This window comes from Luteimonas sp. 22616 (assembly GCF_052044325.1).
GTDB lineage: Bacteria > Pseudomonadota > Gammaproteobacteria > Xanthomonadales > Xanthomonadaceae > Luteimonas.
In genome coordinates this window covers 2,501,391-2,518,472 of record NZ_JBQEMW010000001.1, presented here as the reverse complement: position 1 = coordinate 2,518,472, position 17,082 = coordinate 2,501,391, and the positions used below count along the sequence as shown (strand labels likewise).

20 protein-coding genes are annotated in these 17,082 nt (G+C 68.0%); 11 read left to right on the top strand and 9 right to left on the bottom strand.

The features are described 5' to 3' along the window. The first annotated feature begins 114 nt into the window (after nucleotides 1–114). From ACTJIL_RS11590 to ACTJIL_RS11565, 6 genes are all read left to right on the top strand, one after another. A complete protein-coding gene (locus tag ACTJIL_RS11590) occupies nucleotides 115–1,020 on the top strand; it encodes a LysR family transcriptional regulator (RefSeq protein WP_440755655.1) in 906 nt (301 codons plus the stop codon). A 152-nt stretch (nucleotides 1,021–1,172) separates the two neighbouring features. Further along, entirely contained in the window at nucleotides 1,173–1,754 is a 582-nt protein-coding gene (locus ACTJIL_RS11585) for a TetR/AcrR family transcriptional regulator (RefSeq protein WP_440755654.1), read from the top strand. Continuing rightward, nucleotides 1,738–3,195, top strand: coding sequence for a nitrilase-related carbon-nitrogen hydrolase (locus ACTJIL_RS11580; RefSeq protein ID WP_440755653.1), 1,458 nt, complete (start codon nucleotides 1,738–1,740; stop codon nucleotides 3,193–3,195). Before ACTJIL_RS11585 ends, ACTJIL_RS11580 begins: the two co-directional genes overlap by 17 nt. Beyond that, entirely contained in the window at nucleotides 3,183–3,602 is a 420-nt protein-coding gene (locus tag ACTJIL_RS11575; protein WP_440755652.1) for a VOC family protein, read from the top strand. The genes ACTJIL_RS11580 and ACTJIL_RS11575 overlap by 13 nt, the downstream gene beginning before the upstream one ends. Before the next feature lie 245 nt (nucleotides 3,603–3,847). After that, nucleotides 3,848–4,252: a nuclear transport factor 2 family protein gene (locus ACTJIL_RS11570; RefSeq protein ID WP_440755651.1), complete on the top strand. Its 405-nt coding sequence runs from the start codon at nucleotides 3,848–3,850 to the stop codon at nucleotides 4,250–4,252. Nucleotides 4,253–4,541: 289 nt separating this feature from the next. Beyond that, complete coding sequence (locus tag ACTJIL_RS11565) at nucleotides 4,542–4,964, top strand: VOC family protein (protein WP_440755650.1); 423 nt, start codon at nucleotides 4,542–4,544, stop codon at nucleotides 4,962–4,964. A 97-nt stretch (nucleotides 4,965–5,061) separates the two neighbouring features. Here ACTJIL_RS11565 and ACTJIL_RS11560 read toward each other — a convergent pair whose 3' ends face one another. The 5 genes from ACTJIL_RS11560 to ACTJIL_RS11540 all read right to left on the bottom strand — a co-directional run bounded on the left by ACTJIL_RS11560 (nucleotide 5,062) and on the right by ACTJIL_RS11540 (nucleotide 7,855). Beyond that, nucleotides 5,062–5,565 carry an SRPBCC family protein gene (locus ACTJIL_RS11560; protein ID WP_440755649.1) on the bottom strand — a complete coding sequence of 168 codons (504 nt, stop codon included), beginning with the start codon at nucleotides 5,563–5,565 and terminating at the stop codon, nucleotides 5,062–5,064. A gap of 11 nt (nucleotides 5,566–5,576) precedes the next feature. Then, nucleotides 5,577–6,119 carry an SRPBCC family protein gene (locus ACTJIL_RS11555; protein ID WP_440755648.1) on the bottom strand — a complete coding sequence of 181 codons (543 nt, stop codon included), beginning with the start codon at nucleotides 6,117–6,119 and terminating at the stop codon, nucleotides 5,577–5,579. Further along, the gene (locus ACTJIL_RS11550) at nucleotides 6,116–6,514 is read right to left on the bottom strand and encodes an ArsR/SmtB family transcription factor (RefSeq protein ID WP_440755647.1); all 399 of its coding nucleotides are present in this window, start codon (nucleotides 6,512–6,514) and stop codon (nucleotides 6,116–6,118) included. The genes ACTJIL_RS11555 and ACTJIL_RS11550 overlap by 4 nt, the downstream gene beginning before the upstream one ends. 194 nt (nucleotides 6,515–6,708) lie before the next feature. Then, nucleotides 6,709–7,485, bottom strand: a complete 777-nt coding sequence (locus ACTJIL_RS11545; RefSeq protein ID WP_440755646.1) for a TerC family protein — start codon at nucleotides 7,483–7,485, stop codon at nucleotides 6,709–6,711. 73 nt (nucleotides 7,486–7,558) lie between these two features. Beyond that, on the bottom strand, nucleotides 7,559–7,855 hold the full coding sequence (locus tag ACTJIL_RS11540; RefSeq protein ID WP_440755645.1) for a zf-TFIIB domain-containing protein: 297 nt from the start codon (nucleotides 7,853–7,855) through the stop codon (nucleotides 7,559–7,561). 503 nt (nucleotides 7,856–8,358) lie between these two features. Here ACTJIL_RS11540 and msrB point away from each other — a divergent pair. The 4 genes from msrB to ACTJIL_RS11520 all read left to right on the top strand — a co-directional run bounded on the left by msrB (nucleotide 8,359) and on the right by ACTJIL_RS11520 (nucleotide 12,128). After that, on the top strand, nucleotides 8,359–8,850 hold the full coding sequence (gene msrB / locus ACTJIL_RS11535) for a peptide-methionine (R)-S-oxide reductase MsrB (protein WP_440755644.1): 492 nt from the start codon (nucleotides 8,359–8,361) through the stop codon (nucleotides 8,848–8,850). Further along, complete coding sequence (gene msrA / locus ACTJIL_RS11530) at nucleotides 8,850–9,359, top strand: peptide-methionine (S)-S-oxide reductase MsrA (RefSeq protein WP_440755643.1); 510 nt, start codon at nucleotides 8,850–8,852, stop codon at nucleotides 9,357–9,359. The genes msrB and msrA overlap by 1 nt, the downstream gene beginning before the upstream one ends. Before the next feature lie 127 nt (nucleotides 9,360–9,486). Then, a complete protein-coding gene (locus tag ACTJIL_RS11525; protein WP_440755642.1) occupies nucleotides 9,487–10,959 on the top strand; it encodes a diguanylate cyclase in 1,473 nt (490 codons plus the stop codon). 71 nt (nucleotides 10,960–11,030) lie between these two features. Further along, nucleotides 11,031–12,128: a DNA glycosylase AlkZ-like family protein gene (locus ACTJIL_RS11520; RefSeq protein WP_440755641.1), complete on the top strand. Its 1,098-nt coding sequence runs from the start codon at nucleotides 11,031–11,033 to the stop codon at nucleotides 12,126–12,128. Nucleotides 12,129–12,155: 27 nt separating this feature from the next. On the opposite strand, the gene ACTJIL_RS11515 is transcribed toward ACTJIL_RS11520, so the two are convergent. From ACTJIL_RS11515 to ACTJIL_RS11500, 4 genes are all read right to left on the bottom strand, one after another. After that, a complete protein-coding gene (locus tag ACTJIL_RS11515; RefSeq protein ID WP_440755640.1) occupies nucleotides 12,156–13,643 on the bottom strand; it encodes an AAA family ATPase in 1,488 nt (495 codons plus the stop codon). A gap of 97 nt (nucleotides 13,644–13,740) precedes the next feature. Beyond that, a complete protein-coding gene (locus ACTJIL_RS11510; RefSeq protein ID WP_440755639.1) occupies nucleotides 13,741–14,628 on the bottom strand; it encodes an ATP-grasp domain-containing protein in 888 nt (295 codons plus the stop codon). Between the two features lie 178 nt (nucleotides 14,629–14,806). Further along, nucleotides 14,807–15,436, bottom strand: coding sequence for a membrane protein YczE (gene yczE, locus ACTJIL_RS11505; RefSeq protein ID WP_440755638.1), 630 nt, complete (start codon nucleotides 15,434–15,436; stop codon nucleotides 14,807–14,809). A 197-nt stretch (nucleotides 15,437–15,633) separates the two neighbouring features. Continuing rightward, nucleotides 15,634–15,885 carry a hypothetical protein gene (locus ACTJIL_RS11500; RefSeq protein ID WP_440755637.1) on the bottom strand — a complete coding sequence of 84 codons (252 nt, stop codon included), beginning with the start codon at nucleotides 15,883–15,885 and terminating at the stop codon, nucleotides 15,634–15,636. A 242-nt stretch (nucleotides 15,886–16,127) separates the two neighbouring features. Here ACTJIL_RS11500 and ACTJIL_RS11495 point away from each other — a divergent pair, with 242 nt between their 5' ends. After that, nucleotides 16,128–17,018 (top strand): DMT family transporter, encoded by an 891-nt coding sequence (locus ACTJIL_RS11495; protein ID WP_440755636.1) that lies wholly within the window; start codon nucleotides 16,128–16,130, stop codon nucleotides 17,016–17,018. The last annotated feature ends 64 nt before the right edge of the window (nucleotides 17,019–17,082 follow it).

Here is a 17,082-nt window from a genome sequence, read left to right as displayed (position 1 = left end):
CTCTTCCTCCAGTTCTGGCCGGGTGGATCCGGCGCTGTTGGAGGAGACTCTAGTTTCAGGACAACAAGTCCGGTAGGCGGCATAATTCGCCAAGACCGTCCTATCTGATGAACAATGCAGGATCTCAACGACCTCTACTACTTCGTCCAGGTGGTCGACCACGGCGGCTTCGCCCCGGCCGGGCGGGCGTTGGGCGTGCCAAAGTCCAAGCTCAGCCGCCGCATCGCCTTGTTGGAGGAGCGCCTGGGCGTCCGCCTGATCCAGCGCTCCACCCGCCGGTTCGTGGTCACCGAACTCGGCCAGACCTACTACACCCACGCCCGCGCGATGCTGGTGGAGGCCGAGGCCGCCGAGGACGCGATCCGTCGCGCCCAGACCGAGCCGCGCGGCGTGGTGCGCATGTCCTGCCCGACGACCCTGCTCGAGGCCCGCGTCGGACCGATGCTTGCCGCCTTCCTGCAGGCTTGCCCGCAGATCGAACTGCACCTGGACGCGACCAACCGCCGGGTGGACGTGATCGGTGAGGGCCTGGATCTGGCGATCCGCGTGCGGCCGCCGCCGCTGGAGGATTCGGACCTGGTGCTGCGGATATTGGGCGAGAGCCGGCAATGCCTGGTGGCCAGCCCGACGCTGCTGGCCGCGATGGGCACGCCCGCGACACCGGCCGAACTGATGCGGCTACCGAGCATGGAACTGGGCGTGCCGCAGAACCAGCACGTCTGGGACCTGTACGGCCCAGACGGTGCGCATGTCGCCATCCATCACCAGCCGCGCCTGGTCACGCGCGGCATGTCGGCCCTGCGCGACGCAGCACTCAACGGCGTAGGCATCGTGCAATTGCCCAGGCTGGTGACCGGCGATGACCTGCAGCGTGGCGACCTGGTGCAAGTGCTGCCTGGCTGGTCGCCACGACCGGAGATCGTCCACGCGCTCTATGCCTCGCGCCGCGGCATGTTGCCTGCGGTGCGGGCCTTGATAGACGACCTCACCAGGCGCTTCGCGGCGCTCGACGAGGTCTGACGCAAGAGTTGCGGTGTGTACGAGGGCGGTCTTCCGAATGCTTCGCACCTCAGGGTGACGAGCATTCTGTGGCCCGACCGGTCATCGCAGCGCTGGGTTGCTGTGGGCGCGGGGGCTTGCACATCGAATTGCGGGAAGTATACAGTGTATACATGTCGCCGATCCCGACCGCCGAACGCATCCTCAGCGTCGCCCGCGCACTGTTCGAACGTGAAGGTGCGGACGCGGTCAGCATGCGCCGTGTCGCTGGCGAGGTGGGGATCACCCCGATGGCGATCTACCGCCATTTCCCGAGTCGCGAGGCACTGCTCAGGCGTATCAGCGACGACAGCTTCAACGAGATCGCGCATCGCTGGGACGCACTGCGCGAGGACGGCGACCCGATCTCGCGCCTGCTGGCGATCCAGCGCATTTACCTCGATTACGCGCTGGCACATCCCTATCTGTTCGACCATGCCTTCTCGGTGCGGCGCGAGGACGCGCGCCGCTTTCCCGAGGACTTCCATGCGCGTCGCTCGCCCACCCTCAACGTGGTCCACGACGCATTGGTGGAAGGGCAGCGGGCCGGCTTGCTGCGTGCCGGCGATCCCTGGGACATCGCAATGACGCTGTGGGGGCATTCGCACGGCCTGGTCGCGCTGTACCGCGCCGGACGCTTCAGCTACGACGAACGCCGGTTCCGCGCTTTCTACGACGCCTCGCAGGAGAGACTGCTCGATGGGCTCAAGACCTGATCGCCTGCCGCGTTTCGCGGCGCCGCTGGCGGTCGCGCTCACCGCGCTGGGCTGGTGGTTCGGCACCAGCCTCCAGCCGCTGTGGTGGGTGGCCTGGCTGGCGCCGCTGCCGCTGCTGGTCTATGTGGCGCGAACGCGCGCGGGCCCGGCCGCGCTTGCGACTTTCGCGGCGTTCGCCATCGGTGGCGCCAGCATGTGGCACTACATGCATGACGTGGTCCGGTTGCCGCTGGCGGCGACCGTGGCGGCGATCCTCGCACCCGCCCTGCTGATGATGCCGGTGACGCTGCTGTTCCGCGCATTGACGCTGCGCGGCCGCCTGCTGGCGGCGACGTTCTCGGTACCGTTGGCGGCCACCGGCTTGTCCTGGGTCGGCGCATCGCTGTCGCCACACGGCACCTACGGGCACCTCGCCTACTCGCAGATGGAAGCGCTGCCGGTCCTCCAGGTCGCAGCGGTCGCCGGCCTGTGGGGCGTGGGCTTTTTGGTCTGGCTGCCGGCTTCGCTGCTCGCAGCCGTCACCGCGCCCGGTGTGGGCCGGCGCGGCCGCATGCTGGCTACGGTGTCCGGCGCGCTTGTGCTCTCGTTTTCGCTGGGCTATGGCGCATGGCGACTGCACGACGACGAAGCGACGACAAGGCTGCGCGTGGGCCTTGTGACGATCGGCGGATCCGGCGATGCCGAGGCGGACCTGGCCACTGCGGACGGCGACCGCATGCTCTCGCGCTATGCAAACGAGATCGACCGCCTCGCCAAGGATGGTGCCGAAATCGTGGTTGCGCCGGAATCCGCCTTGCTTCTGCGTTCGCATGGCGTCGGGGCGCTGCAGGAACTGGCCACGCGACGCGGCATCCGCATCCTGATCGGAGCGGAAGACCATAGCGATCCGCAGCGCAAGCACAACGCGGCGCTGGTGTTCGAGCCGGGCGCCGCCGAAACCGTCGCCTACTACAAGCGGCACCTGATTCCCGGCTTCGAGGATCGCTACACGCCGGGCGAGGCACGAGTCATGTTGCCCGGCGTGCCGCGCACCGGCGTGGCAATTTGCAAGGACCTCGACTTCACCGCCACCTCGCGCGCACATGCCGCGCTCGGTACGCAGCTGCTGCTGGTGCCTGCGTGGGATTTCAACGAAGACGCGTGGCTGCACGGGCGCATGGCGGTGATGCGCGGCGTGGAAGGCGGCTTCGCGATCGCGCGCACGGCCCGCGATGGCCACCTCACGCTCAGCGACGATCGCGGGCGCGTGATCGCGGAAACCTCGAGCGTGGGCAACACAGGCACGGCCTCGCTGATCGACGAACTGCCGCTGCGCAGTACGCGAACGCCCTACTCGCGCTGGGGCGATGCCTTCGGCTGGCTGTCGCTGATTGCCGCCACGCTGCTGGCGGCAACCCTGGGAATACACGCACGCACAGGAGAATCGCAATGCCAAAGATGATCTTCGTGAACCTGCCCGTCGCCGACCTGGCGGCCGCAACCCGCTTCTACGAGGCGATCGGATGCGAGAGGAATGAGCAGTTCAGCGACCACCAGGCCTCGAGCATGGTCTGGTCCGACACCATCACGTTCCACCTGCTGGTCAACGACTATTTCTCGACCTTCACGCCGAAGAAGATCGCCGACGCCCACGCGACGAGCGAGGTGCTGCTTGCCTTGTCCCGCGACAGCCGGGAGGAGGTCGATGCCATCGCCGAGGCGGCTGCTGCTGCCGGTGGCAAGGCCGACACGCGCGAGCGCGTGGACATGGGCTGGCTATACAACCGCGCCTTCGAGGATCTCGACGGCCATGTGTTCGAAGCGTTGTGGGTGGACATGGAAGCGGCACCCGCCGGGATGCAGGCGTAACCTGCCTGCCGACGTGGTTTCCACACAAGCGAGTTGACGGCCGTCGTACCGCGGGCGGCACGGAGGTTTTCATGCATCACGATGAAGCCGGGCTCGGCTTCACTCTCCAGCTGGGAGCTTGGACGAGTTGGCGGAGCGAGAGGATGAAGGGATGCTCCGGATTTCACGTAGTACGACCTGACAGTTCGTGCTGATGGAGAAGCTTCATGGGTAGCACCCGGATACCTCGGTATGTTCTGGGCTTCATGCTGGCCACCTTGGTGGCGGGATGGGCCGGTGCATCGGAGACTGGCGACCCCCGGCAGGCGATCGAGCGCTACGACGCCGCTTGGGCCGCGCGGGACAAGGCGACACTCGAGGAGCTGATAGCCCCCGACTTCGTGTACTTCACATCGAAAGGGGGTGAGTGGTCGCGCGCCCGGTGGTTAGCCTTCATGCTTTCTCCTGCCTACAGGCTGGATGCAGCCAGGCGAACCGAGATCGTTGTCCATTCGACGGGCGACGTTGCCATCGCGAGCACTCGCTGGATCGGCAACGGCAGCTTCGAGGGACGGCCGTTCCGCGATGACCAGCGCTGCAGCATGGCCATCGTGCGGGAGGGTGGAAGCTGGCGCATCCTTTCCGAGCATTGCACCCAGATTGTTCAATGAAGTTTTTCGAACGACTGGATTCCGGTGCCGAGCGGTTGGATCTGCCCGGCGGTCGTGGCGAGGTGGTGCGATTGAATCGCGCGGGAGCGGCTTCAAGGCGGGCTTGGGGGGGGCCTGTCAGGCGTTTCCGTCCAGCCGAAGAGCTTGCGGCTGGGTGCGCGTGCCGGAACGGCGGTGCGCAGGGCTCCGTGAGATGCGTGGATCCGATGTCGATTCCGGCCGTGCCGGTTCGTCGTCCAGACGAGCGCGCCATTCCGGCGCCGCCTGTCCACCCTGAAGCGAGGTTCCCATGTCCGTCCAGTCCTACTTGTTCTTCGAAGGTCGCGCCGATGAGGCGATCGCGTTCTACGGCAAGGCGCTCGATGCCGAAGTGCTCATGCGCATGACCTACGGCGATGGCCCCGGTGGCCAATGCCCGGACGGCTCGACGCCACCGGCCGACAAGGTGATGCACGCCAGCCTGCACATCGGCGGCACCGAGGTGGGGCTGTCGGACGGCATGTGCAGCGGCAAGCCCGAGTTCAAGGGTTTCTCGCTGACGCTGGTGTGCGCGGACGACGCCGAGGCGAAGCGCCGCTTCGATGCGCTGGCCGATGGCGGGCAGGTGAACGTGCCGCTGGGCGAGAGCTTCTTTGCCACGTCGTTCGGCATGCTCACCGACCGATTCGGCGTGGACTGGATGGTGATGGTGCCGAAGGCGCCGGCGGGCTGAGGCGCATCCGCGCGCTGCGACGAAGCCGGCCGCAGCGTGCGGTCTGCAAGGGCCGCATCTGCGCCCGGCGGTCGGGCCCGATCAGGCTTGCGCCCGATCAGGCCTGCGCCGGATCCGTCGGCGTCTGGCCCATCAGCGCCTGCTCGCTGGCCGTCCTCGCTTCACCGGCATAGGGCCGCCCGTTTCCGGTCGCGACCAGGTCGCGCAGGCTGGCGATGTAGGTGCTCCAGCCGTCGCTGCAGACGTCGTAGCACTCGTACGCGGGCACCAGGCCGAGGTGGGTGAAGCGCAGTTCGGTTTGGCCGCCCGCCTTCGTGATCTCGAACACGATGTCCGTGCCGGTCCATTCGGTCGCGTCATGGGTGAAGCTGAAATGGTTGTCGAGCACGGTCCACACGATCTTGCTGCCGGGAACCATCTGCTTGATCGCAATCTCGCAGCGGTGCAGGTCGCGCACGCGGTGGACGAACCGGTCGCCGACGCGGTCTGCGCTGCCGGTGATGTCGGCCGACCACCAGCCGCGTACGTTGCAGATGGCGGCGAAGACGGCGTCGGGCGCTTGGCCGACGGTGAAACGGGTGGTGAAGTCGCGGGTGTCCATGGGGATCTCCTTCAGGCGGGGAACCGCGCGTCGTAATCGGCCTTGAGGGCGATCCAGCTGTCCCAGAACGGTTCGGGCCGCTGCCCGCTCGTGCGGTTGACGAGCAGGTCGAGATGCGCGTGCCAGCCGGCGCTGTGCATCAGCACGCGGTTGCGGTTGCCGAGGTGGCGATGGACGAGGGTGAGTAGCACATCGTTGTCGCGCGGTTCGAGGTCGATGGTCACGTCGCTGTCGCCGTCCCAGGTGAAGGCGAGGCGGTGCGGCGGATCGCATTCGGTGACGCGACTTTGCATGCGGTGCTCGCCGCCGAAGCCGTCCGGGCGCTGGCCGGGTGGATCGGTGAGCTCGTCGTTGCGCCACACCAGTTCGAACGACGTGCCGGCCTGGGGCTGCACGTCGTCGCCACCGGCCAGCCACTGGCGGCGCAGCCCGGCGTCGGTGAGGTGCTGCCAGACGCGCTCGATCGGGCCCGGCAGCACGCGCTGCAGGCGCACGGTGTCGGTGTCGCTGACGACGGCGTAGTCGGCTTCGGCGTGGGAGATGGTCGCGTTCATTTCTTCTTCCTCTTGTTCTGCGCGGGGGGAGCGGCGCGTTTGCCGGTCTTGTCGTCGGCGGTGCGAAGCAGGGTTTCGAGGGCGTCGAGCTTCCGGTTCCAGAAGCGTTCGTAGTGGCGGATCCATTCCGCGCCGGCGTGCAGGGGGCGTGCGTCGAGGTGGCAGGTGTGCACGCGGCCCTGCACTTCGCGGTGGATCAGGCCGGCGCGTTCGAGCACCTGGATGTGCTTGGAGGCGCCGGCGAGCGAGATTTCGAACGGCGCGGCAAGCTCGCCGACCGTGCGGGGCTGCCCGGCGAGTGCCTGCAGCATGGCGCGCCGCGTCGGGTCGGAGAGGGCCTGGAACATGCTGTCCAGGTGCGGGCTGTGCGGGGCATCGGGCTTATAGTCAACCATGGAGTTGAATATACGCCGGTCAATGAGATTGTCAACCGTTTGGTGAAATGTTTTTCCGTGGCCTGCGTGGCCGATCAGTCGGTCGCTGACATTGAGAAAAACCGAGGCTGGAAGCGCGCGGCTTCCGCCGCTCCTACAGGTGGAATTGGTGACGGTTGGCGCGCCCGGGTGGCCGGGCGCGCGCCGTGGGGTTGCTATCCCGTCGCCTGCCCGTCGCCGGCGTACTTCTCGTGCAGCTTCACCGGCGCCACCGCGCGTTCGGCACGGCGGCGGATCCACAGGTTGATCATTTCGACGAACACCGAGAACGCCATCGCCGCGTAGATGTAGCCCTTCGGGATGTGCTGCCCGAAGCCGTCGGCGACCAGCACCAGGCCGATCATGATCAGGAAGCTCAGCGCGAGCACCTTCACCGTGGGGTGGCGCTCGACGAAGTCGCCGATGGGCCGGGCGAACGCGAGCATGAAGACGATCGAGGCGAGGATCGCGGTGACCATCACCCAGCGCTGCTCGACCATGCCGACCGCGGTGATGATCGAGTCGAGCGAGAACACGATGTCGAGCAGCATGATCTGCGCGATCACTGCGCCGAACGTGGCCGTGGCCGCACCGATGGGGGTGGTGACCGTTTCGGTGGCGCCCTCGAGCTTCTGGTGGATCTCGTGGGTGGCCTTGCCGATCAGGAACAGGCCGCCGCCGATCAGGATCAGGTCGCGCCAGGAGAACGCCTGGCCGAACAGCGAGAACAGCGGCGCGGTCAGGCCGACGATCCAGGCAATGGCCATCAGCAGGCCGAGCCGGGTGATCGCGGCGAGCAGGATGCCGACCTTGCGGGCCTTGTTGCGCTGCGCCGCCGGCAGCTTCGCGGCCAGGATCGAGATGAAGATGATGTTGTCGATGCCCAGCACCAGTTCGAGCGCGGTGAGGGTGGCGAGGGCGATCCAGATTTCCGGGTTCGCGAGTTGATCCATTGGAGGTTGTTCCGAGGGGTTGATCGGCGGAGTGGGGTGGCGTTGCGCGCGCGTTCGGGCGCGACGGGGCCGGTCAGAAGTCGAACAGTTCCCCAAGCAGGGACTTCGGCCGCTTCTTGTAGTGGCCGTGCTTGCTGTCGTAGTGGCGATCGCCGTGGTGGCGCGCGTGGTCGTCGCGCGGATAGGGATCGCGATAGGGCGGCGGCGCGCTTGGCATCGCGGGCGCGGCGGCCTGTTCGGCGCGTTCGATGAGGCGGTCGAGCTCGCCGCGGTCGAGCCAGATGCCGCGGCACTGCGGGCAGTAGTCGATCTCGATGCCCTGGCGGTCGGTCATGGCCAGGTTCACGTTGTTGCAGGTGGGGCACAGCATGGGAATCTCCGTCGATGGTGGGAGAGCCGCTGCATCCCCGTGCCATCGCCAGGCGCGTGATGACGCGCTTGAAGTGCTCGACGGTTGGTTCAGGGGATGCGGAGACTCGGCGCCACGGCCGGATTGCATCGGGTTGATGCACCTTCGCCGTGGACGGCGAAGGTCTCGCTCACAGGCCGGATTGACCTGCTGCCGCACCGGAGCCGAGGCTCGTCATGACGGTGACGGCAATTGGGAGCTACTCCCCTTCTGCGCGCAGACTAGCACGGGAAAAGTGCGGGAAAATGACTCGATCCCCGTTCACTTTCGGGCAGGCCACATGGCGGCCGGCAATGAAGGGCCAGTGAAGTCGCCACGCCGTGTTCCCCAGGTGGGCCGGGTGTCCGGAAGGAGCGGGCAGGTGACCCTCCCGCCGTTGGCGATGCCGGAAGCTGCGCTGCGCCCATGCTTTCGAAGCGGCCACGGCATCCCCATATGCAAGACATCCCGTCCGGAGACCCGCCATGACGACCTATCGCAAGAGCCCCGAAGCCATCGCCAGGCTCACGCCCGAGCAGTATCGCGTTACCCAGGAGAGCGCCACCGAGCGTCCCGGCACCGGCGCCCATCTGCACACGACCGAACCGGGCATCTATGTCGACATCGTGTCGGGTGAGCCGCTGTTCGCGTCTTCGGCCAAGTTCGAGTCAGGCTGCGGCTGGCCGAGTTTCACGCGGCCGATCGAGCCGGCCAACGTCAACGAGTTGCGCGACAGTTCGCACGGCATGATCCGCACCGAGGTGCGTTCGGTGCACGGCGACAGCCATCTCGGGCACGTGTTCGAGGATGGGCCACGGGACCAGGGTGGATTGCGGTACTGCATCAACTCGGCGGCGCTGCGGTTCGTCCCGCGCGGCGAGATGGAGGCGGCCGGGTATGGGGAATACATTGATCAGGTCGAGGATCCGGGGAAGCTCGCGGCTGAAGCCGCTCCTACAAAATCCGGGGGTGCGTGATGGCGACTGAGCGGGCGCTTCTTGCGGGTGGGTGCTTCTGGGGCGTGCAGGAGTTGCTGCGCAAGATGGATGGGGTGGTCTCCACGCGCGTGGGCTATAGCGGCGGCGACGTGCCCAACGCGACCTACCGCAACCACGGCACGCATGCGGAGGCGGTGGAGATCGTGTTCGATCCGGCGAAGATCAGTTATCGCGTGCTGCTGGAGTTCTTCTTCCAGATCCACGATCCGTCGACGGTGGATCGGCAGGGCAACGACCGCGGCGCGTCGTATCGCTCGGCGATCTTCTTCACCACGCCGGAGCAGGAGCGCATCGCGCGCGACACCATCGCCGACGTCGACGCCTCCGGCCTGTGGCCGGGCAAGGTGGTCACCGAGGTCGAACCCGCCGGCGATTTCTGGGAAGCCGAACCCGAGCACCAGGACTACCTGCAGCATTACCCCACCGGCTACACCTGTCACTTCGTGCGCCCGGACTGGAAGCTGCCGCGCCGCGCCAACGCGGGCTGAGGCGCTTGGTCCGCTGTCGGGGCCGCGGCGCACGCGTTCTTGTGTGACGCGCGGGCTACGTGACGGCAGGCCATGACAAGCGGTCGGTTATATTCCGGCGCATGGAGGCAGTACGAAGGGGGCGGCGATGAGAATCACCCGGCCACGAGCCTGGATCGCCTGTGGCCTGGCTGCGGGATTCGTCGTGCTGCATCTGCTCGCGGTCTCGCAGCGGCAGTTGGATCCCATGGCCCTGTCCTATGGCATGCAGGTGCTCGCACCGCTGGTGGCTGCATCGATCGCGTGGTGGCAGGGACGCGACCGGGCCATGGAAACCCACACGCGTTGGCGCCTGGTGTCGCTGGCATTCGTGTTCTGGGCCGTGGGCATGGGCACCAGCCTGTGCATCGACCTGTGGGCCTGCAGCCCGGAGTCGGGTGTCGACATCGCCGCCTACGTGCTCTACGGGGTGCCGATGCTGCTGGTGCTGGCCACGTCGCCTTCCGAATGGGCGTCGCCGCTGATCAGGGTGATCGACGCGGCAATGGTCGTTCTGCTGACCCTGCTGATCCTGGTCAACACGCTTCATCTCGCGGATCTGGCCGACGACGAGCTGCTGTCCGGCTACATCACCATGTTCGACGTCGAGAACCTGTTGCTGTTCCTGTTCGCCGGGATCCGGCTGCTGGCTGCCGCCGACAGCCGCAGCCGGGTGTTGTATGCGACGTTGACGGTGTACACCGGCATCTACTTCTGGATCGCGCTGTACTACAACCACCACGTCGTTGCGACGTTGGGGCTCCAGGCCGGTAGCCGATACGACGTGCTGGTGATACTGCCGTTCGTGGCATTCGCGCTGGCGGCGTTCCTGTTCGACCCGGATGCGCCCGCACCGCGACGGGCAACGCCGCGCCTGCTGCGCTTCGCCGCGGCCGTGCCGCCGTTCTTCCTGACCATCACGGTCGTCGTGGTGGCCGCGCTGGCGGCGCGGAACACATTCCAGTTCGGCATCGCCTGCACGATATTGGCCATCCTGGGTTACGGAATCCGCAGCACGCTGCAGCAGGTGCACCACATCGGCGCCGCGCGCCTGGCCGAGCGCGACCGGGATGCGATGGCGGACCTTGCCTGGCGCGATCCGCTGACCGGGATCGGCAACCGCCGGGCGTTCGACGCCGCACTGCACCTGGAGTGGGGTCGGGCGCGGTTGACCGAACACAGCCTCGGATTGCTGATGATCGACATCGATCGCTTCAAGACCATCAACGACACCCTCGGGCACATCGCCGGCGACAAGGTGATCCGTGCGGTGGGCGAGGCGCTGCAATCGTCCGCCAGCCTGTCGAGCGACGTGCTGGCACGCTACGGCGGCGAGGAGTTCGCGTGCCTGCTGCCCGACACGCCGCTGCGCAAGGCGCGCGTGATCGCCGAACGCATGCGCGCGGTGGTCGAAGCGCTGGCGATCGCCCATCCCGCAAGCCCCGAAGGCGTGGTGACGATCAGTGTCGGCGTTGCCAGCCTTGTGCCGGGTGACGCGGCTTCGGTCGAACAGCTTGTGCAAGCGGCTGATCGCGCGCTGTACGCGGCCAAGTCCGGCGGCCGCAACCGGGTAGCCGACTGACGCGCGCCCTCGCGGGCGCGGCTTTCGAACGTGGGAGGCCGGCACGCGGCGGCCTCTGGCATCATCGCGTCGTGCCGCTGACCCTCGACCACCTGCGCCGCCATGCGGTGGCGCGCTCGCTGTTCAAGCCGACGACGCTGATGCGGGCGATCGGCAGGCTCGGCTTCGTGCAGGCCGACCCGATCCGCGCGCCGGCGCGGGCGCAGGACCTGACCTTGCGGCATCGCGTGGCCGGTTACCGGGCCGGCGATCTTGAACGCCGCTATCCGCGGCTGGCGCTCGAGGAAGATTTCTTCGTCAACTACGGTTTCCTGCCGCGTGCGCACCACGCGCTGATGCACCCGCGCACCGCGCGCGAGGCGTGGACGCCGGCGCGCTGGAAGCAGGCGCAGGCGGTGCGCGAATTCATCGCCGGGCGTGGCGTGGCGCACCCGCGCGAGGTCGAGGCGCACTTCGCGCACGGCCGGGTGACCAACTGGTTCGGCGGCACGTCCAGCGCCAGCACGCACTTGCTCGACGGCATGCATTACCGCGGCTTGCTGCGGGTCGCGCACCGCGAGGGTGGCACCCGCGTGTATGCGGTGCGCGAACCCGGCACGCCGCCCGCAGGCGAGGACGACATCCGCGCGCGCCTCGACGCCCTGGTCGACATCCTGCTGCGCAAGTACGCGCCGCTGCCCGAAGCCAGCCTCGGCCAGTTGCTTTCGTATCTCGGCCGCGGTGTCCCGCAGTGGCGGCACGCGCGTGCCGAAACCCTCGCCCGCGTGCGTGCGCGCAGCGGCCGTGCGCGCGTGGACGGCGTCGACTGGATCTGGCCTGCCGAGGAGAACCCGGCCAGCCGCCGCTGGCGGCCCGACGCCGCGGTACGCCTGCTGACGCCGTTCGATCCGGTGGTCTGGGATCGCCGCCGCTTCGAACTGTTCGGGGGCTGGGCCTACCGCTTCGAGGCTTACACGCCGGCGCACAAGCGCACCCTCGGCTACTACGCACTGCCGCTGCTGTGGCACGAGCGCGTGATCGGCTGGGCAAATGTCGCCGTCGTCGACGGCGTGCTGGCGTGCAAGCCGGGATACGTTGCCGGACGCGCACCACGCGACGCCGCGTTCCGCGATGCCCTCGACGCGGAGTTGGACAGGTTGCGGGTCTTCCTCGGACTGCGGGACCGGTAGACCGGGTGGCGCGAAAGGCGGGGCGGGTCAGCCTGCCGGGACCGTGCGCTCGCGCGCCCACGCACGCAGTGCGTCCACCTTCTCGGCCATCAGCACCGACAGCGGGCGCGTGTTGCGCAGTTCGGTCCCCAGCAGCGCATCGTCGAGCGGGCGCTTGTCGGCATGGGCGGCGTACAGCGCCGAGACGATGGCCTGTTCGATCTCGGCGCCGGAAAAACCGTCCGCGGCCACGGCCAGCGCGTCGAGGTCGAACGCCGCCGGGTCCAGTGCGCGGCTGCGCAGGTGCAGGGCGAAGATCTCCGCGCGCGTCGCGGTGTCGGGCAGGTCGACGAAGAAGATCTCGTCGAAGCGGCCCTTACGCAGCAGTTCGGCCGGCAATTCGTTCACCTGGTTGGCGGTGGCGACCAGGAACACGCGCGAGGTGCGCTCGGCCATCCACGTCAGCAGGTAGCCCAGCACGCGCCGCGAAACGCCGCCGTCGCCATCGCCGCCGTTGCCGGCCAGTCCCTTCTCGATCTCGTCGATCCACAGCACGCAAGGCGCTAGCTGCTCGCTGGAGGCCAGCGCCTGGCGCAGGTTGCGTTCGGTTTCGCCGTGGTACTTGTCGTACAGCGTGCCGAAGTCCAGCCGCACCAGCGGCACGCCGAAGCCGCCGGCAATGGATTTGGCCAGCATCGATTTTCCGCAACCCTGGACGCCCAGCAGCAGCACCCCCTTGGGCGGGTCCAGCCCGGGCGGTGCTTCGCCGCCGGTGAACACGCCGCGGCGCTGTTCGATCCAGCGCTTCAGACGCGCCGCGCCGGCGACGTCGCTGAAGCGCGCGGTGTCGTATTCGTAGTGCAGGTGGCCGCTGCGGTTGAGCAGTTCGAACTTGAGCTTCGCCAGTTCCGGCAGGTCGTCGGCGTCGAGCAGGCCGTCGCGGAAGATCAGGTGCCGGACGATGCGGCGGGCGTCGGTCATGCTCAGGCCGCGCAGGTTGCGCACGATCTGCCGGGTGGCGTCGGCATCCACCTCGACGCGCTTGCCGCCATGTTCGGTGGCATAGGCACTGGCCTCGGTCTTGACCAGCTTCAGCAGTGCATTGGTGTCGGGCAGGCACAGCGTGAAGCGCACCGCCAGCGGTTCGAGTTCGCCCGGAAGCTCGACCTTGTTGCCGACCAGCACCAGCGTGTGCGGCTGGCAGCCCCGGCGCAGCATGATGTCGCGCAGCTGCCGCTGGGTGCTGGCATAGCCCAGGTAGGGATGGAAATCGAGCAGCACGTACACGCCGCGCTGGCTGGCGCCGCGGATCGCGGCCAGCGTGGTGCTGGCGTCGGGCGCCACTTCAGACGGACTCTCGCTGTCGAGGTCGATGCGGCGCAGGCCTTCGGTGATCGACCAGCGATACAGGGCGCGCCAGACCTGCAGCAGCGAGCGGCGGAATAGGTCGACCACGCGCAGTTCGTCCGGGGTTTCGATCACGATCAGCGGCGTGCCGGCGCGGATCAGCGCGGCGAGATCCTGCAATTCGGTCATGCGTGCGATCGTTCCCCCGTGGGCCCGGCGAAGATAGCAGAAGCCTCGCTGCGCCACGCGGCGCCGAGGACGGCCTTTCGCCCGGTGGAATGCGCTTTCAATCCCGCGCGGCAAGCGTCTCCCGCACCGCCTGTGCGAACCCGGTACCGGCGTTGGGGTCGTGGTCGAGGTAGAAGTCCGGCTCGATCAGTTCGGCTTCCATCAACAACCAGCGGCCGTCGGCGTCTGGCACCACGTCAATGCGTGCGTACAGCAGCGACGCGTCGATCGCGGCCAGAGTTTGTTCGGCCAGGGCGAGCGCGCCGGCGGGCGGTGTGGGCAAGAGGGTGTAGAGACCACCGTGCTGCACCTGGATGCGGAAGTCGCCGGCGGCGGGGCGCTTGTTGACCACGTGGCTCAGGCGCCCGCCGAAGAACAGCAGCGAGGTTTCGCCTTCGGTTTCGATCGTGGGCAGGTAGGGCTGGATCATCGCGTCGCCGTCGGGCGCGCTGTCGGGCACCTCGCCGCGCCGCACGCGCTGCGTCTTCCATGCGCCACCGGACACGGTGGGTTTGACGATCAGCTGCTCCGCGCCGGTGGCGTCGAACGCCGCTTCCAGTTGCTGTGCGGTGACGCGACCGGTCCACGTGGTGGGCGGGATCGCGATGCCGCGTTCGTGCAGCGCGCGCAGGTAGTGCTTGTCGGAGTTCGAGGCCAGCACCGCGGCCGGGTTCGCCATCGGCACGCCGGCGTCCTGCCACGCCTGGCAGGCGCGCAGCCAGCGCGCGTGGTCGAGGTGGTAGCCCCACACGAGCAGCGGCAGCACCAGCGGGAAGTCCATCAACTGTGCGCAGTCGTCGACATGCGCGGTCCACGGCGTGGGCGTTGTGGTCACGCCGACGACGGCGAGCGCAGCGACGATGCGCTCGAGCACGCATGGCCAGGCGTCCGTATAGGTGCCGTCGGCGGGGTCGGGAGTCAGGATGGCGACGTGGTTTGTGTGCATGGCGACGAGTGTAGCGAACGCGGACGCCGGCCCAGCCGCAACGTTGCGTCCCGCCAGCGATGGCGCCTCCACGTGTCGTGCGCGGCATGCGGGATCGGTGGGGTGCGGGTGAGTGTTCGCGTTGCAGTCCGGTCGTCGGTGCGATGCAAGCAGATGGAATGCCGTCGTACGCGTCCCGTTATGAGGATTGATCCACGCAGGCGGGGGCATCCGTCGCGGCCAAGCGGGCGCGTGGGTCGAACCACGGCAACATGGCCTGGATCAGCGGCCCGATCAGCAGCATGTAGGCCACGGTGCCCAGGCCCAGCGTGCCGCCGAGCAGGAAGCCCGACACCAGCACGCTGCCTTCGATGAGCGTGCGCACCAGGCGCACGGAGCGGCCGGTGCGCCGCACCAGACCGGTCATCAACCCGTCGCGCGGGCCGGGGCCGAAATGCGCGCCGAGATAGGCGGCGGTGGCGGCGCCGTTGAGCACGATCCCGCCGATCAGCAGCGCCGCGCGCGATGCGAGCGATGCATCGAGCAGGCGGTCGCCGAGCCAGCCGTTGACGAGGTCGAACACCAGCCCGATCACCACTGCGTTGCACAAGGTGCCGAAACCGGGCTTCTGCCGGATCGGGATCCACATCAGCAGCACCACGAAGCTGACCGCGATGGTGACGCGGCCCATCGGCCAGCCGCCTTGCAACGACAGCCCCTGGTGCAGCACGTCCCACGGCATCAGCCCGAGGTCGGACTGCAGCATCATCACCATCGAAACGCCGTAGGCGATCAATCCGAGGAACAGCTTGAGCAGGCGACGCGACATTGCACACCGGAACGGAAGCGGTCGCGCATTCTAGACTTTCGTGCGGGACAGTGGCCGCGGCCACGGCAGGCGGCAAGCCAGGGACGCCTTGAACAGCTCGGTGCGTCACTCCGGATGCAATCAGGAATTCTGTCGCTGCAATGGCAGCATCGACCACCATCCTTGCCGCTGCGGGGCGCTTGTCGCTACGCCGGAATCTACAGTTGCTCAGGCCTTGTCTGGCGCGATTCCAGCGGGGCATCCGGACCCCAATCGTCACCGGCTTCGCGCGCAATGATCTCGCCATCGGGCATGACGATCTCTGCGTTCACCGCGCCCGAGCGTGTACGCGCGTACTTCATCTGGCCGTTGCGGTAGATCTGCGCCTGGATCGGGTGGGCGGCGTAGCGCTCGCGTTCGGCGGTGGTGGCAAAGGGCAGGTGGTCGAACGATGGGGGTGAAGACGCCATGGGGGCTCCGGATCTCTACGGCGGTGGGGTGGCCGTCCACGCGAAGTGTGCCGCAGTGCCTGTTTTTTCCTTGCGAAGGAATCCGCGGGCGTGGATCGTCCGGCTGAACGGTTAAGTGGCGCTGCGTCGCAGACAGCTTTCCTGCTGCGGGTCGAGGCGCGCCACGGCGGGCGCGCGCAGTTCCTGTAGGGTGCGCGTGCGCTGCCGGCCTCGCGGCGGCGCTTGCTCCCAACGGAATCCCGATGCGAAACGCTGCCCGGCGCAATGCCCTGCTCGCCCTGGTCCTGCTCAGCCTGATCTGGAGCTACAACTGGATCGTGATGAAACAGGTGCTGCGCTGGTCGGGGCCGTTCGATTTCGCGGCGTGGCGCTATGCGCTGGGTACCGTGGTGCTGTTCGTGGCGCTGCGGCTGCGCGGCGTGTCGCTGCGGCCGCCACCGTTGCTGCCGGTGGTGCTGGTGGGGTTGGCGCAGACGATGGCGTTCCAGGCGCTGGTGCAGCTGGCGCTGGTCGAGGGTGGCGCGGGCAAGACCGCGCTGCTGGCTTACACGATGCCGTTCTGGGCGGTGCCGGCGGCGTGGTGGCTGCTGCGTGAGAAACCATCGCGTCGCCAGCTGGCGAGCATCGCCGTCGCGCTGGCGGGCCTGTGCCTGGTGCTGGAACCGTGGCGCGGCGTCGGTGCGCCGGGCAGCGCCATGCTCGCGATCGGCGGCGGCGCGTGCTGGGCGCTGGGCATGGTGTTGAGCAAGCGGCTGTTCGCGCGGGGCGATGTCGGCCTGTTGTCGCTGACCGCGTGGCAGATGCTCGCCGGCACGATCGGGCTGATGGTCATCGCCGCCTGCGTGGACGAGCGCCCGATCGAGTGGAACGGCGCGTTCGTCGCCGCGCTGGCCTACAACGCGGTGCTGGCGTCCGGGCTGGCCTGGTTGCTGTGGTCGTACATCGTCGAGCGCCTGCCGACGTCGCTCGCCGGGCTGTCCAGCCTGGTGGTGCCGCTGCTCGGGGTGCTGTTCGCATGGGCACTGCTTGGCGAGGTGCCGTCGCTGGCCGAGGCGTCGGGCATCGCGCTGATCGGCGTGGCGCTGGTGGCGGTGGGAATGCGGGGCAGGCGCGGCGCGAGCGCCGCCATCTGACATGCCGGTACACCGCATGGACACCATGGATTTCGATCCCGCCATGCGTCGTTCGTTGATTCCC